Consider the following 12669-nt stretch of genomic DNA (forward strand, 5'->3'; position numbering starts at 1 on the left):
ACCTCGACCTCGAGGGCGCCGATGTCCTCCGCGCTGAGGGTCTGCAGCTCGGGCGATGACCGGCGCGAGCTCCTCGTCGGCGAGCGCCTCCTGGTCGCCCAGGAGCGCGCCGTACTCCTGGAAGGGGCGGAGGTGACCGAGGTTATCGGTGCGCTCGCGACCGAGGGGGTGCGGGAGGACCTGCTCGACCTCGACGAGCGTGACTCCGCGGCGGTCCTGACCGAGCTGTGGGAGGCCGAGGCGACGGTGGCGCCCGCGCTGCTGCGGGTCGTGCCGACCGTGGCCGCGGCGGTGGACGACATCGCGGACCGGCTGCGCGGGGGAGGGCGGATGTTCTACCTCGGGGCGGGCACACCGGGACGGCTCGCCTTCGTCGACGCCTCGGAGCTGCCGCCGACCTACGGCACCACGCCCGACCTCGTGCGGGCGCTGCCCGCCGGAGGGGTGGAGGCGATGGTGCAGGCGCGCGAGGGCGCCGAGGACGACGGCCCGGCCGGGGCCGAGATGGTGCGCGGCGCCGGGGTCGGTCCGGGCGACGTCGTGGTCGGGATCAGCGCGTCGGGGCGCACGCCCTACGTCCTGCACGGGCTGGCGGAGGCCGCGTCGCGGGGTGCGCTGACCGTCGCCGTGTCCGGCAACACCGGGGCGCGGGCGTCGGTCGGGGTGGACCACGCGGTGGAGGTGCCGACCGGCCCCGAGGTCATCAGCGGCTCCACCCGGCTCAAGGCCGGCACGGCGCAGAAGATGCTGCTCGGCGCGCTGTCTACCGCGGTGATGGTGCGGCTGGGCAAGACGCACGGCCCGTTCATGGTCGACATGCAGGCCTCCAACGTGAAGCTGCGGGACCGGGCGGTGCGGATGGTGCAGCGGGTCACCGGCTGCGGGGCGGACCGCGCGGCCGAGGCGCTGGAGTTGTCCGGCTGGAGCACCAAGGTCGCCGTGGTTATGGTCCTCGGCGACGTCGGGGCCGACCTGGCGCGCGACCTGCTCGCGCAGGGCGGCGACTCGGTGCGCGGCGCGCTGGCCCGGGTGCGGTCGTGATCGTCGTCGGGGTCGGCTCGGGCACGAGCGTGGACGGCATCGACGTCGCGGCCCTCGACCTGGAGCTGCGCGGCGAGGTCGTGCAGGCGCGGATACTCGGTTCGGGGACCGTGCCCTTCGACGACGCGCTGCGGGAGGAGGTGCTCGCGGCATACCCGCCCGGGCAGGTCGGGATGGAGCAGGTGTGCCGGCTCGACACCCGGCTGGGTCAGGCGTTCGCCGATGCGGTGGCGGGGCTCGGCGCCGAGCTGGCTGGGGGAGCGCCCGACCTCGTCGCCTCGCACGGGCAGACCCTCTTCCACGACGTCGTGGACGGGCAGGTCGCCGGGACCCTGCAGCTCGGGCAGCCGGCGTGGATCGCCGAGCGGACGGCTAGACCGGTGGTCTCCGACCTGCGGGTCGCCGACGTCGCGGCCGGCGGGCAGGGTGCGCCGCTGGCGAGCCGGTGGGACGCGCTGTGGCTCGGTCGGCGGGGCCATACCTGCGCCGCGCTCAACCTCGGCGGCATCGCCAATGTCACCGTGGTCGGCCCCCAGGAGGTGCTGGCCTTCGACACCGGGCCCGCCAACGCGCTCGTTGACGCGGTGGTCGCACGGCGGACCGCGGGACGGGCGCGCTACGACGTCGACGGGGCGGGCGCCGCCGCGGGGAGCGTGGACGAGGGGCTGCTCGCGGTCCTGCTGGCGGACGACTACTACCGGCGGGAACCGCCGAGGACGACCGGCAAGGAGCGCTTCAACCTCGGGCACGTCGACGACGCGCTGGCCGCGCACGGTCGCCCGGTCAGTGACGCCGACCTGCTCGCGACGCTCACCGCGCTGACCGCCCGCACCGTGGCCGACGTCCTGGCGCCGCTCGCGCCGCAGGAGGTCGTGACCAGCGGCGGAGGTGCGCACAACCCGACGCTGATGAGGATGCTGGCCGAGGCGATGCCGCAGGTGCGGGTGACGACGAGCGAGAGCCACGGCATACCGGTCGACGCGAAGGAGGCATGCCTCTTCGCGCTGCTCGGCTTCCTCACCTGGCACGGCGTGCCCGGCACCCTGCCCGGGGTCACCGGGGCCCGCGACGCGCGGCTGGCGGGGCGCATCACCCCTGGTCACGGACCGCTGCGCCTCCCCGAGCCCGCGGAGGTCACCCCGACCCGGTTGGAGGTGGTGGGCTGATGGAGGTCGTCATCTGCCGCGCCGAGGAGGAGATCGGGCGGCTCGGCGCCGACGTCGTGAGCCGGCTCGTGCGGACCCGACCGGAGGCGGTGCTCGGCGTCGCGACCGGCTCCAGCCCGCGCCCGGTGTATGCCGAGCTCGTCGCCCGGGTGCGGGCGGGCGAGCTCGACCTGTCCGGGGTGAGCACGTTCTCGCTGGACGAGTACGTCGGGCTGCCCGAGGGGCACCCGGCGAGCTACCGCACCGAGATCCGGCGCGAGCTGACCGACCCGGCGGGCATCCCCCCGGAGCGGGTGCACAGCCCGCAGGGGAGCGCGGGGGACCTGCCCGCGGCGGCGCGGGCCTACGAGAAGCGGATCGCGGCGGCGGGCGGCGTCGACGTGCAGCTGCTCGGGATCGGCAGCGACGGGCACATCGCCTTCAACGAGCCGGGCAGCTCGCTCGCGAGCCGGACCCGGATCAAGACCCTGACCCGGCGGACGCGGGAGGACAACGCCCGCTTCTTCGACGGCGACGCCGACGCGGTGCCGACGCACTGCCTGACCCAGGGGCTGGCGACGATCATGCAGGCCCGGCACGTCGTGCTCGTCGCGACGGGGGAGGGCAAGGCGCGGGCGGTCGCCCAGCTCGTCGAGGGGGCGGTCTCGGCCCGTTGGCCCGGCACGGTGCTGCAGTGGCACCCGCACGTGAGCGTGCTGCTCGACGAGGCGGCCGCGGCGGGGTTGGGGCTTGCCGGGTACTACCGGGAGGCGTGGGCGAACAAGCCCGACTGGCAGGGGCTCTGAGTCGCGGTCCCGGACCGGGTGCGGCTGGCGGACCGCAGTTGTCCTCCTGACGGCTTAGGGTCACGACCATGCGGCTGGAGAACATCGTCATGCAGGCGCGGGACCCGCGGGCCACGGGCCGGTTCTGGTCGGCGGCGCTCGGGCTCGAGGCCCTCGCTCCCGGCAGCCCGGAGGACTACGAGGGCCGGCTGCGGATCGACGACGACGTGTGGCTGGACATCTGCATCGAGCCGGTGACAGAGCCACCGCCGCCGGGATGGCGGCTGCACCTGGACCTGCGCGGCGGTGCCCAGCAGGCGGAGGTGGTGGAGCGGCTCCTCGGACTGGGCGCCAGGCATACCGACATCGGGCAGGTGGACGTGCCGTGGGTCGTGCTCGCCGACCCGGACGGCAACCCGTTCTGCGTCATGCAGGAGCGCGCCGCCTATGCCGATACCGGTCCGGTCGCGGCGCTGCCGCTCGACAGCGCCGACCCGGCGCGCGACGCCGAGCTGTATGCCGCGATCACCGGCTGGGTCCCGACCGAGGGGGTCGGACTCGTCACGCTGCGGCACCCGAGCCTGCGCGGTCCGCTGCTCGAGCTCTGCCCCGAGCCGGAGCCGAAGGTGCGCCAGAACCGCACGCACCTCGACGTCCGGCCGACCCGCGACGGGCCGGACCAGCGCGGTCTGGTCGAGCTCGCGCTCTCGCTGGGCGCCTCGCTGGCGACGGAGGACTGGGCGCAGGGGCACCCGTGGACGGTGATGCGCGACGTGTCGGGCAACGAGTTCTGCGTGCTGGGCGACATTGCGCACTGACCTGCACCGGGTGGGGTCAGGACGACTCTCTCGGTGCCGGCCAGGCCAGCGGCACGACCGCGGCGGTGACGACACCGAGCACCCCGGCGACGAGCACGCCGGCGCCCACCAGCGCGGCGAGTGCTGTCACCCCGGCCGCGAGGAAGAGCTGCACCACCTTGCGCCAGCCCGCCTGCTCGGCCGTCACGCGCCCGCTACCTCGGGCGGGAGGGATCAGCGCGGCGACGAGGATGACGACGACCGCGACGGCCAGCGCCACGGGACGATCGTCCGGCTCCACCAGGCGGCGCAGGGCACGCAGCAGTGCCCACAGTGAGATGACGGCCGCGAACCACCCCATTCGCGATCGCATCCAGGTCATGCTGCCCACGCTAGTGGCCTAGCCGGGAGTGGCGGGGTCGGGTCAGGCAGCCATGAAGCGATGCTCACAGCGGGTTGTCCAGGACGCTGAGGCGGGGCAAGGACTCCGTGCCTGGCCACGCGACGGGCATACCCGGGACGAGCGGCATACCGTCCGCCGACGGGACGAGAGCAGCTCGACGCGGTCGGCCTGCGGTCCCTGGTCGCTCTGGCGCACCTGGTAGCGCACCCGGTCACCCGGGTCTAGCGTCTCGACGTCGCGCAGGACGGAGACGTGCACGAAGAGGTCCGCGCCTCCGGCGTCCGGGGTGATGAAGCCGAACCCCCGGTCCGCGTCGTAGCGCGACCACGCCCTGGCCCCCTCGGGCCGGGCCGTCGGACGACCGCCGCGGCCCGGAGCGGCGGCGGGACGTCGACCGCGCGGGTGCGCCCCGACGTGCCGACCCACCGACGAGCCGCACGTCGCGAGCCTGCGGGCCCTTCTCCCCGTCGACGACGAGGAAGGCGACGCGCTGGCCCTTGGAGACCAGACCACCGGGCACGATGGCCGAGCTGTGCAGGAAGATCTCGTCACCGCCGTCGTCCGGGCTCACGAAGCCATACCCCTTGCTCGGCTCGTACCCGGAGACCGTGCCGAGCAGACCCAGGGGGGCGTCCGTGGGCTGCTCGGCCGTGACCCTGACGCGGCGCGTCTGCGGGCCTCGGGCGCCCTCGCCGATCTCGAACTCCACCACCTGGCCCTCTCGCAAGACCCTCGTCGTGTCGGTGCTGACGATCTCGGACGCGTGCACGTAGAGATCCTCCGCGTCCTCGCCGAGGGCGATGAACCCGAACCCTCGGTCCGCGTCGAACCACCGCACCTTTCCTTCGGTCACGACAGACTCCTCGTTGCCGTGGCGATCGGCGTCGTCCTACCGTGGCCGACGGCGGGGCGAGGAGCGATGCGCCCCCGCGTCAGCGCCTCACGAGTCGTGCGGCACGATGACGGCGCGCGCGTCGAGCTCGCCGTCCCGGAGGCGTCGGTATGCCTCGAGCCCGTCGTCCAGCGAGTAGCGCTCGATCGCGGGCGTGATCTGGCCGGCGCGGTACATCGCCACCACCTCGTGCAGGTCCTCGATGGTGCCCCAGTAGGTCGAGGAGAAGTTGACCTCGTAGGGCACGGTAAAGAAGTTCCACGGGAAGGTGCCGCCGCCGATCCCGACGATCGTGACGGAGCCGCGCTGGGCGACCGTCGCGCCGGCGAGCTGCATCGTCGCGTCGACACCGACGATGTCGAAGACGGCGTCCACGCCGCGCCCGCCGGTCAGCTCGCGGATCCGCTCGACCTGATCCTCGCCGGAGGGGACCGTGACGGCGCCAAGCTCCTCGGCCGCCGCCATGGCCGCGGGCTTGGAGTCCGTGGCAATCACGGTGGCGCCGGTGAGCGCGCGCAGGATCTGGACGGCCACGAGGCCCAGGCCACCCAGGCCGATGACCAGGGCGGTGCGGCCGCCGCCGTCCAGGTGGGGGAGCACCCGCTTGATGGCGTGGTAGGGGGTGAGGCCGGCGTCCGCGAGCGGGGCCGCGGCGACCGGGTCGGCGTCGCCGAGCGGCACGAGGTTGCGCGCCGGGACGGCGAGGTACTCCGCCATGCCGCCGTCGCGCCCGAGCCCGGCGGCGGCATACCCGACGGTCTGGGGCTGGGCGCAGTAGGTGTCCTGCCCGCGCGAGCACGCGGGGCAGCGGCCGCAGCCGATCGGGCCGTAGACGAGGAAGGCGTCGCCCTTCTGCAGGCCGGTGACGCCAGGTCCGAGCTCCTCGATCCAGCCGGAGGTCTCGTGACCGAGGACGAAGGGCGGAGTGAGCAGCCCGGTCGGGTCGGACTCGAACTCGGCGAAGAGGCCGACGTCGGAGTGGCAGGCGCCGGCGCCGGCCACCTTGAGCAGCACCTCGCCGGGGCCGGGCGTCGGGCGCTCGACCTCCCTCAGCTCGGGGAACGTCTGGTAGCCGGTGAAGACGATCGCGCGCATGCTTCTCCTCCGTCCGGACCGACCGGTCTGCTGACCACGGCGGCCAGGCGGGGAGCCCAGGTCGATCTACTACGTATCGTAGGGGATGGGGGCGGGGTGGATGAGCCTGGGTCGGACCGCCTCGGGTGGGTGAATCCCGAAGTGGGATTCACTCTCGTGGTCTTTCGCAATGGCCGTGCTGGGGACGGCCATCTTCGCCGTCTCCATAGGGCTGGCGTGGTGGTTCCTCCTGATGCCGACCTGGGTGCGACGGCCTCCCAGCGCCCTGGCGTACGGCGTCGTGATCTCGGTGAAGCTCGGCGTCCTGCACATTCGCGCCGGGGACGAGGTGCTCGTTATCGGGCGCGGTGGCGTGACGTCTGAGCTGGACGAAGGGGACTCCGTCCTGGTCACGCAGCTCCATCGGCGGAACGCCGCAGTCGTCGTCATACACGAAGACCGAGGCCCGGTCGTGGTGCCGGCCACACCGCGCCAGCTGTGACACATGGCGGTCTTCGGCTCGGGCTGACTAGGGAAGCCGCTCTTCGAGGATTTCGACGGCCAGGTCGACGATGTCGGCTCGTGGGTGCAGTTCGGGGACGTCACTGAGGGGGAACCACTTCGCGAAGTCTGTCGTGCCGCCCGACTCCGTCGTGCCCAGCTCACCGCCGGTGATGGTGGCATCGAGCAGGAAGCGCTGTGAGCGCATGGGTCGGCGTGACGCGGTGCGGGGGAGCGTGAAGTGGTGCTCGGCGACGATCTGTCCGACCGTCACCGTGTAGCCGGTCTCCTCGAACACCTCACGCACGACAGCGTCATGGATGGACTCGTCGAACTCGACCCCGCCGCCTGGCAGCGACCATGCGGCATTCTGTGCTCGAGCTCCTCCGTTGAACCACGTGAGCAGGACCTGCTGATCGTCCGTGGTCAGGAGTGCATAGGCGGCCAACCGGGTGTCGTACTCGGTGAAGTGCACGTCGGAACGCTACCGCTCAGGTGTCGAGAACAAGCTCAAGACAGCCTACTGTCGGGGGCGCGCTGCGGATCGGGCGAGGCGGACGATCGTCCAGATGTAGATGGCCAGCCAGAGAACCGCCGCTGAGACGAAGAGGATGTCCATCGTGGTGAGGCCCCTTTCGTCACCGGGGCATACGCTCGCACCCGCCTCGTCGGTCGTACAGGCAGGCCCCTCCACGACCAAGAAAGCCATCCCGGCCCCAAGGATCGGGAACCAGACGGATAGTCCCAGGACGAGGAATCCCCAGACCTTCTCGGTCAGGGTCCACCGCTGCGCCAGGATGAGCAGGATGAGCCCGCCCACCCACAACAGGATGTTGATCACGGGGAGCCAGAACAGCACGGCAGCAGCGACGAGCGCCAACAAGGCCCCTATCTCGCGCGCAGGCGAGGTCTCCTCGCCGCGTTCGGTGCGCCGGCCTGGCCCCGGCGGTGCCCCTCCTGCCGCGTCCACCAGCAGAGCGGGTTCGCCTAGTCGGTCGAGCACCTGACGCACCGATGCGTCGTTCGGTTTGTCCGGGAGGGCTTCGGTGAGGTGCTCTCGGATCTGCGCCTCGAGCTCTCGCCCTTCGTCGACGCGTAGCCGGACGGTCTCTGCATGCAGCCGCTCGAGATAGTCCTGGGCCAAGGGGTGTTCCTGTCCGGTGGTCATTTCTGTGCCTCCCGCGTGAGGATGTGGTCGACCGAGAGCTTGAACGTGGTCCAAGAGCGTACGAAGTCGTCCAGGACCGCTCCGCCATGTCTCGTGAGGGCGTAGTACCGCCGGGGTGGGCCGGTCGGGGACTCCCGCCAGACGGTGCTGACGAGTTCGTCCTTGCGAAGCCGACTGAGCAGTGGGTAGATGGTGCCTTCGCTGGCGACCAGGCCGGCTGCGGACAGTTCGACCACGAGGTCGTACCCGTAGCGTTCCTCGTCGCTGAGGAGTGCCAGGACGCAGTACTCGAGAACCCCCCGCCGAAGCTGTGTGACCGCCCTGTCGGTTGCCATGCGTCACAAGGTAGCGGCATCTATCTTGCAGTGCAAGGTTGTGTTCGCTCGCTGACCTGCGTCGGGTCGGATGGACACGGCTGGACCCGATGCCGATAGCCAGTGCAGGGAGGATGGGTGACCATGACAGACGCGCTCGGGGTGGAGGACCGCACCATTCGGGTCGGTGGGCGGCACCGAGACGAGCTCATGCACGCTCTGCAGACAGCGGGCATACGGCTCAACGTCCACGCCGAGACGCTTCTTCGTCACACGGTCTTCGACGACCCTGCAGGACAAGACCTGCGCTTCGTCGAGCGGACTGTGCATGAGCTCGGGCTGGCGACCGGTGGCACGCAGTCGCAGGTGTTCGACGCCGCACGAGCGGCGGGACTTCACTTATGCCCCGTGATCAGCGGCCCGTTCCTCCGACTGGCCACACTGGGTCAGCCCAACGCGCCAGACTCCATCCTGTCCGCCGGAAGACCCCCGACCGGCGCGATACATGTCGCGTCCGAGGCGCTCAGCGACGATGAGGCATACCCCAAGGGCTTCTACCTGCGCATGGTCGACGACGAAGCATGGTTGAGGGGGTACCGCTGCGACTACACCTATCGCTGGGGCCCTGAGCAGCGGGTGGCCCTGGTCAAGCCATAGCTGACGCTCGCGTCGAGATGGGATTTCTGCCAGGGGGCCGAAACTCCGGTGCTGGTCTAGCGTTTGTGGGCGCGAGCAGGATGGGGCAGGGTGGTAAGGGCACACAGGTTCACACTTGACGTGCACAAGAGCACCAGCGAAGTGGCTGGAGGAGGCGTAACCCATGGGCTCGAAGCGTGAAGTACTTATGCTCGCCCGGATACCCGTGCTGTTGATTCTGCTGCTGGCGACGGGATCGGTGTCGGAGGCCAAGATGTCGGCGCTGGCCAGAATTTTGATGGAGGACTACTGGGGAGCGTGGGCCATCTCTCTTGTTGTCAGCCTCGTCTTCGTCGTCGTGGCGCTGCTCGGCCGGCGTCTGCCGCATCGGTCGCTCGTGCTGGCGGTCGAGGCAGTGGTCGCTGCCGTCATCGCCTTCGTGCCGCCCATAGCCTGGGTCTTGTGGCTGGGTATCGGCGGAACATGGGTCACCGCGATGACCTATGGGGTCGCGCAGCCGCTGGCAATCACGTGGCTGACCATCGTCGGATTTTGTGCCTTCCGGCAACTGCGTGATGACCCGACCTCTCGGGACCGTCGCACGAGCCTGAAGACCGTCCCGTCGGATGCGCGCTGACGGTCCTGCTCCGTGGCGAGTCGTGCTGCAGGGCCCGATACAGTCGTCAGGTGCACCTAGAACCACGGGTTGGAGCCCGGCCGGCCACGTCCTCGGAAGGCCCGCATCGGCAGCTTGATCAGCAAGCGCCGCCGGCGATCTGGGGTGAGCTGGTCGCTCAGGTCTTCAGGCTCGAGGGCGTCCTTGAGGGCATCAGCCAGGTTTCTCTCGTCTCTTCCAGAGCGGTCTACCTAGTGGATCTCGATGAAGAGGCTGGTCCTGGAAGGTCACTGGCGCCCGGGGGGCGCCTCGAACCGGTGCATCTGCATGGCGTGCAGGACACGAGCGTGCACTTGGTGCTGCCGATGGCTCGTGGTGAGGAGCTGGTGCGCCTGGGCTGGGCTGAACCGCACCAGTACGCGGACTTCGGCACCGAGTTCTTGATCTTCGGTCCCCGCGATAGCGATGAACTCGGCACGGTGCTTTTAATCATCGAAGAGAGTCTCGCCTTCGCTCGCTCAGCCGCCTGACATCGCCCGAGTAGCCGACGACCCATTCGTGGGCACTGGCTGGTGCTCGTCAACAGATCCGCAATTGTGGGCGGGTTAGACTGACCTATGGCAGCTCCGGACGTAGTAGCAGCCCGAAGGCGGGCCCAGTGGGGCATCGAGGAACTCCCGCGACCGGCCTGGGTTCGACACCGGTGGGTGCTTCTCGGGATCGCGGTGATACTCGCGGTCGCGCATGTATCACTGCCCTTGTGGGCGGAGTCGTTTGCCACGGTCTTTCCCGAGGTTGACTATCTCAGGGTTCCCTTCCTCGTGATCCTGGGTGCTTGCGCCGTCGCTGGCGAGCTCGTCCTGCTGATCGTGTGGGCGCTCGCTCCGGCGCTGGGTTCCGCGTCACGCCTGACGCCTGGGCAGCACGTGGCGCTGGCTCTCGCCGTGGTCTTGCTGCTGGCAGTCGCGATAGCTTTCACAGGCGTCAACACCTACTTGAACTCCATCGAGGCGAACCCGCCCTTGGTCTTCCTGGGGTTGCTGGTCGGCTCACTCGTATGCGTGTCTGTGGCAGTGGCCTTCGCCTACGCCCAGTGGCACCGCCGGTAGGGCCGATGGGCGCACGGCAACTCCTGGCCCGGTGGCGGTATCCCACAATCGCCACCGGCGGTGCTGAGAAGGAGGTGGGCCGTTGAGGCGTACCGAGGACGGGGACTCGTCTAGATGGGGAGGCCCGCGCTGGCTGGGCCGGTTGGGATGGATCTTGCTCGCGGCGACCCTGGTGATCGTTGTGGTCTCAGTGGTGTCGGAAGGCGCGCTCACCTGGGGCTCGCTGGGGCGCGCTCTGTCGGGCCTGACGGCTGTCGGCGTGATCGTGCTCTCGCGGCTCGGTACTCGTGCCACGACGAGCGACCTGGAGACGACGGGACGGGGCGTGCGGGCCCGCCGCATCCCGTGGGAGCAGGTGAGCGACCTGCGGGCCGATCAGCCGAACCGGTGGGCCGAGGTCGTGGAGGCGCACCTGGTGGATGGCTCGACCGTGCCCCTGGCGGGCGTCCCGCCGGCAGACCTTCCCCGACTGCAGGAGCTGCGCCAGCGGGCCACGCCTGGATAGTGGCGGGCAGGCACCGAGCGCAGGAGCTGAGAGATGTGGGCGCCCCCCCATGGCACAGGAGCGATGCGAGTCGGAGCCCAGGACTAGGGCATGGCAGATCTGGCGGTCGCAACCGAGCGCAGATGCCTGAGCGCATACCTGAGTCCGGGTCAGGATCGACCCATCAGGAGGGCGCTGGTTCGGAGGGCTTGGACGATGCGTTCTGGCTGCCAGCCCAAGAGTTCATCGAGTTCGGTTCCGGCCTGCATGACCTCGGTGACAACCTGATCACCGATCCAGTACCCGGCGCGGCTGGGCCACGGTTGGTCCTCAGTGACTCCGACGAACGAGTACGTGAGGGTGGCGTCGCAGACCTCCAGATTGCGTAGCAGCGTCGGGGCGATCTGAGGTAGGGCCGCCCGGCACTGCTCGGGCCAGTCGTAGCCGGCCACGAAGTAGTAGTGGTGGGCGGGTCGATCGGGCAGCAGCTGGCGAGTAGCGGCGACGGCCAGCCCCTCGAGCCAGATGCGCAGACCGAGGTGGTTCTCCAGTTCGGCTCGCCGGGCCAGGGCGGGCAGGAGGGCTTGCAGTTGGACCACGTGGACGAGCTCGTGCACCACCAGGATGTCGTCATAGCCCTCAGGTGGCAGCATCTCCAGGGCGACGAACAGGACGGGAGTGCCGTCGACGGGTCTGACCCAGGCGTTGGAGTGACCGGTCCCGACCATCAGCGTCACGTGCAGGTCGGTGCCACCAGGCAGTAGTCCCAGGCCCACGAAGTGACTGGACGCCTGCTCGAGGGCAAGCAGGGCACGCGCTTCGCGCTCGCGGACCGCAGGGGCCAGGTCGGGCACGAGCGCTACGGCGGCGGGGCGACCGTCCCGGTGTCCGTAGCCGGCGTAGTACATCTCGAACAGATCGGCATGCGCCTGCTCGTACTCGCTGACCCAAGCGCGCTCACGATCGCCCGGTGCCACGTCGAGCAGAGCGAGATACTGAGGCACGGTCGATGTGACGCGCAACATCCCGGCACTGTAGATGTGGGCAGGGTGGTGCACCCGCGCACCAAGTGGAGTCCTGCAGAGTGGTGTGCGAGCACCGGGGTGAGCGTGTCCTGCTGAGGTAGGCGCGGCCACCGGTGTGATCCTTCGAATGATCTCTCACAACCGACTCGATACGGAGCACCACGATGGCCGCTGGCCTCATTATCGACCCTGAGCAGTTTCTCCACGAGCAGCTGGCCCAGGCCAGTCCGGATCTCATGCGCGAACTGCTCCAGACGTTTATCAACAGTTTGCTCTCGGCGCAGGCCGACGCCGTGTGCGGCGCGGAGTACGGCACACGCACCGAGACCCGGTCCAACCGCAGGAACGGGTACCGGCACCGGGACCTGGACACCCGCGTCGGCACCCTGGACGTGGCGATCCCCAAGATGCGCGAAGGGTCGTTCTTCCCGGACTGGCTGCTGCAGCGGCGGCGCCGCGCGGAGGCGGCGCTGACGACGGTGGTGGCGACCTGTTACCTGCTTGGTGTCTCGACGAGGCGGATGGACAAGCTGGTCACCGCGCTGGGTATCACCGGCCTGTCCAAGTCGCAGGTGTCGATGATGGCGGCCGAGTTGGACGAGCACGTCGAGTCTTTCCGCACCCGACCCCTGGATGGTGGCCCGTACACGTTCGTCGCCGCTGACGCCTTGGTGCTGAA

At 70.1% G+C, this 12669-nt stretch carries 19 protein-coding genes; 11 read left to right on the forward strand and 8 right to left on the reverse strand.

The window, feature by feature from the left end; all coding sequences use genetic code 11:
* The 4 genes from BJF86_RS09285 to BJF86_RS09300 form a co-directional block, all read left to right on the forward strand.
* Nucleotides 1–1041: N-acetylmuramic acid 6-phosphate etherase (locus tag BJF86_RS09285; protein ID WP_237768154.1), on the forward strand; the 1041-nt coding region annotated here is incomplete at its 5' end.
* Nucleotides 1038–2207, forward strand: coding sequence for an anhydro-N-acetylmuramic acid kinase (locus BJF86_RS09290; RefSeq protein ID WP_075818453.1), 1170 nt, complete (start codon nt 1038–1040; stop codon nt 2205–2207). The genes BJF86_RS09285 and BJF86_RS09290, both read left to right, overlap by 4 nt.
* A complete protein-coding gene (nagB, locus tag BJF86_RS09295) occupies nt 2207–2992 on the forward strand; it encodes a glucosamine-6-phosphate deaminase (RefSeq protein ID WP_075818455.1) in 786 nt (261 codons plus the stop codon). The genes BJF86_RS09290 and nagB overlap by 1 nt, the downstream gene beginning before the upstream one ends.
* A 68-nt stretch (nt 2993–3060) precedes the next feature.
* On the forward strand, nt 3061–3789 hold the full coding sequence (locus BJF86_RS09300) for a VOC family protein (protein WP_075818458.1): 729 nt from the start codon (nt 3061–3063) through the stop codon (nt 3787–3789).
* Nucleotides 3790–3805: 16 nt separating this feature from the next.
* On the opposite strand, the gene BJF86_RS09305 is transcribed toward BJF86_RS09300, so the two are convergent.
* The 4 genes from BJF86_RS09305 to BJF86_RS09320 all read right to left on the reverse strand — a co-directional run bounded on the left by BJF86_RS09305 (nt 3806) and on the right by BJF86_RS09320 (nt 6158).
* The gene (locus tag BJF86_RS09305) at nt 3806–4150 is read right to left on the reverse strand and encodes a hypothetical protein (RefSeq protein ID WP_143553784.1); all 345 of its coding nucleotides are present in this window, start codon (nt 4148–4150) and stop codon (nt 3806–3808) included.
* Nucleotides 4151–4192: 42 nt separating this feature from the next.
* Nucleotides 4193–4429, reverse strand: coding sequence for a cold-shock protein (locus tag BJF86_RS18890; protein WP_237768155.1), 237 nt, complete (start codon nt 4427–4429; stop codon nt 4193–4195).
* Nucleotides 4383–5024 (reverse strand): cold-shock protein, encoded by a 642-nt coding sequence (locus tag BJF86_RS19590; protein WP_321166173.1) that lies wholly within the window; start codon nt 5022–5024, stop codon nt 4383–4385. The genes BJF86_RS18890 and BJF86_RS19590 overlap by 47 nt, the downstream gene beginning before the upstream one ends.
* A gap of 87 nt (nt 5025–5111) precedes the next feature.
* Nucleotides 5112–6158, reverse strand: coding sequence for an NAD(P)-dependent alcohol dehydrogenase (locus BJF86_RS09320; RefSeq protein WP_075818467.1), 1047 nt, complete (start codon nt 6156–6158; stop codon nt 5112–5114).
* 169 nt (nt 6159–6327) lie between these two features.
* Between BJF86_RS09320 and BJF86_RS09325 the strand changes: the two genes are divergently transcribed.
* Nucleotides 6328–6639 (forward strand): hypothetical protein, encoded by a 312-nt coding sequence (locus BJF86_RS09325; protein WP_075818469.1) that lies wholly within the window; start codon nt 6328–6330, stop codon nt 6637–6639.
* A gap of 27 nt (nt 6640–6666) precedes the next feature.
* Here the strand turns inward: BJF86_RS09325 and BJF86_RS09330 are convergent, their stop codons facing one another.
* Genes BJF86_RS09330 through BJF86_RS09340 form a run of 3 tightly spaced genes read right to left on the reverse strand, consistent with a single transcriptional unit; the run spans nt 6667 to nt 8141 of the window.
* Entirely contained in the window at nt 6667–7113 is a 447-nt protein-coding gene (locus BJF86_RS09330) for an NUDIX hydrolase (RefSeq protein ID WP_075818471.1), read from the reverse strand.
* A gap of 45 nt (nt 7114–7158) precedes the next feature.
* Nucleotides 7159–7806 carry a hypothetical protein gene (locus BJF86_RS09335; protein ID WP_075818473.1) on the reverse strand — a complete coding sequence of 216 codons (648 nt, stop codon included), beginning with the start codon at nt 7804–7806 and terminating at the stop codon, nt 7159–7161.
* Nucleotides 7803–8141, reverse strand: coding sequence for a PadR family transcriptional regulator (locus BJF86_RS09340; RefSeq protein ID WP_075818475.1), 339 nt, complete (start codon nt 8139–8141; stop codon nt 7803–7805). Before BJF86_RS09340 ends, BJF86_RS09335 begins: the two co-directional genes overlap by 4 nt.
* Nucleotides 8142–8264: 123 nt before the next feature.
* Here BJF86_RS09340 and BJF86_RS09345 point away from each other — a divergent pair, with 123 nt between their 5' ends.
* From BJF86_RS09345 to BJF86_RS09365, 5 genes are all read left to right on the forward strand, one after another.
* Entirely contained in the window at nt 8265–8777 is a 513-nt protein-coding gene (locus BJF86_RS09345; protein WP_075818487.1) for a hypothetical protein, read from the forward strand.
* A 163-nt stretch (nt 8778–8940) separates the two neighbouring features.
* Nucleotides 8941–9393 carry a hypothetical protein gene (locus BJF86_RS09350; RefSeq protein ID WP_143553785.1) on the forward strand — a complete coding sequence of 151 codons (453 nt, stop codon included), beginning with the start codon at nt 8941–8943 and terminating at the stop codon, nt 9391–9393.
* Between the two features lie 50 nt (nt 9394–9443).
* Nucleotides 9444–9902 carry a luciferase family protein gene (locus tag BJF86_RS09355; protein WP_237768156.1) on the forward strand — a complete coding sequence of 153 codons (459 nt, stop codon included), beginning with the start codon at nt 9444–9446 and terminating at the stop codon, nt 9900–9902.
* Nucleotides 9903–9989: 87 nt separating this feature from the next.
* Nucleotides 9990–10481 carry a DUF2975 domain-containing protein gene (locus tag BJF86_RS09360; RefSeq protein WP_143553786.1) on the forward strand — a complete coding sequence of 164 codons (492 nt, stop codon included), beginning with the start codon at nt 9990–9992 and terminating at the stop codon, nt 10479–10481.
* A gap of 154 nt (nt 10482–10635) precedes the next feature.
* Nucleotides 10636–10986 (forward strand): PH domain-containing protein, encoded by a 351-nt coding sequence (locus BJF86_RS09365; RefSeq protein WP_158068403.1) that lies wholly within the window; start codon nt 10636–10638, stop codon nt 10984–10986.
* Nucleotides 10987–11135: 149 nt separating this feature from the next.
* Here the strand turns inward: BJF86_RS09365 and BJF86_RS09370 are convergent, their stop codons facing one another.
* Nucleotides 11136–11990, reverse strand: a complete 855-nt coding sequence (locus BJF86_RS09370; protein WP_143553787.1) for a hypothetical protein — start codon at nt 11988–11990, stop codon at nt 11136–11138.
* A gap of 164 nt (nt 11991–12154) precedes the next feature.
* Here BJF86_RS09370 and BJF86_RS09375 point away from each other — a divergent pair.
* A partial coding sequence (locus BJF86_RS09375; protein WP_187345610.1) for a transposase occupies nt 12155–12669 on the forward strand: 515 nt, incomplete at its 3' end.

The sequence above is a fragment of the Serinicoccus sp. CNJ-927 genome (assembly GCF_001942435.1).
Taxonomy (GTDB): domain Bacteria; phylum Actinomycetota; class Actinomycetes; order Actinomycetales; family Dermatophilaceae; genus Ornithinicoccus; species Ornithinicoccus marinus.

Coding starts and splice junctions, on each gene's coding strand:
- nagB (WP_075818455.1), top strand. CDS start 2,207: ATGGAGGTCGTCATCTGCCGCGCCGAGGAGGAGATCGGGCGGCTCGGC.
- BJF86_RS09300 (WP_075818458.1), top strand. CDS start 3,061: ATGCGGCTGGAGAACATCGTCATGCAGGCGCGGGACCCGCGGGCCACG.
- BJF86_RS09305 (WP_143553784.1), bottom strand. CDS start 4,150: ATGACCTGGATGCGATCGCGAATGGGGTGGTTCGCGGCCGTCATCTCA.
- BJF86_RS09320 (WP_075818467.1), bottom strand. CDS start 6,158: ATGCGCGCGATCGTCTTCACCGGCTACCAGACGTTCCCCGAGCTGAGG.
- BJF86_RS09325 (WP_075818469.1), top strand. CDS start 6,328: ATGGCCGTGCTGGGGACGGCCATCTTCGCCGTCTCCATAGGGCTGGCG.
- BJF86_RS09335 (WP_075818473.1), bottom strand. CDS start 7,806: ATGACCACCGGACAGGAACACCCCTTGGCCCAGGACTATCTCGAGCGG.
- BJF86_RS09340 (WP_075818475.1), bottom strand. CDS start 8,141: ATGGCAACCGACAGGGCGGTCACACAGCTTCGGCGGGGGGTTCTCGAG.
- BJF86_RS09345 (WP_075818487.1), top strand. CDS start 8,265: ATGACAGACGCGCTCGGGGTGGAGGACCGCACCATTCGGGTCGGTGGG.
- BJF86_RS09350 (WP_143553785.1), top strand. CDS start 8,941: ATGGGCTCGAAGCGTGAAGTACTTATGCTCGCCCGGATACCCGTGCTG.
- BJF86_RS09360 (WP_143553786.1), top strand. CDS start 9,990: ATGGCAGCTCCGGACGTAGTAGCAGCCCGAAGGCGGGCCCAGTGGGGC.
- BJF86_RS09370 (WP_143553787.1), bottom strand. CDS start 11,990: ATGTTGCGCGTCACATCGACCGTGCCTCAGTATCTCGCTCTGCTCGAC.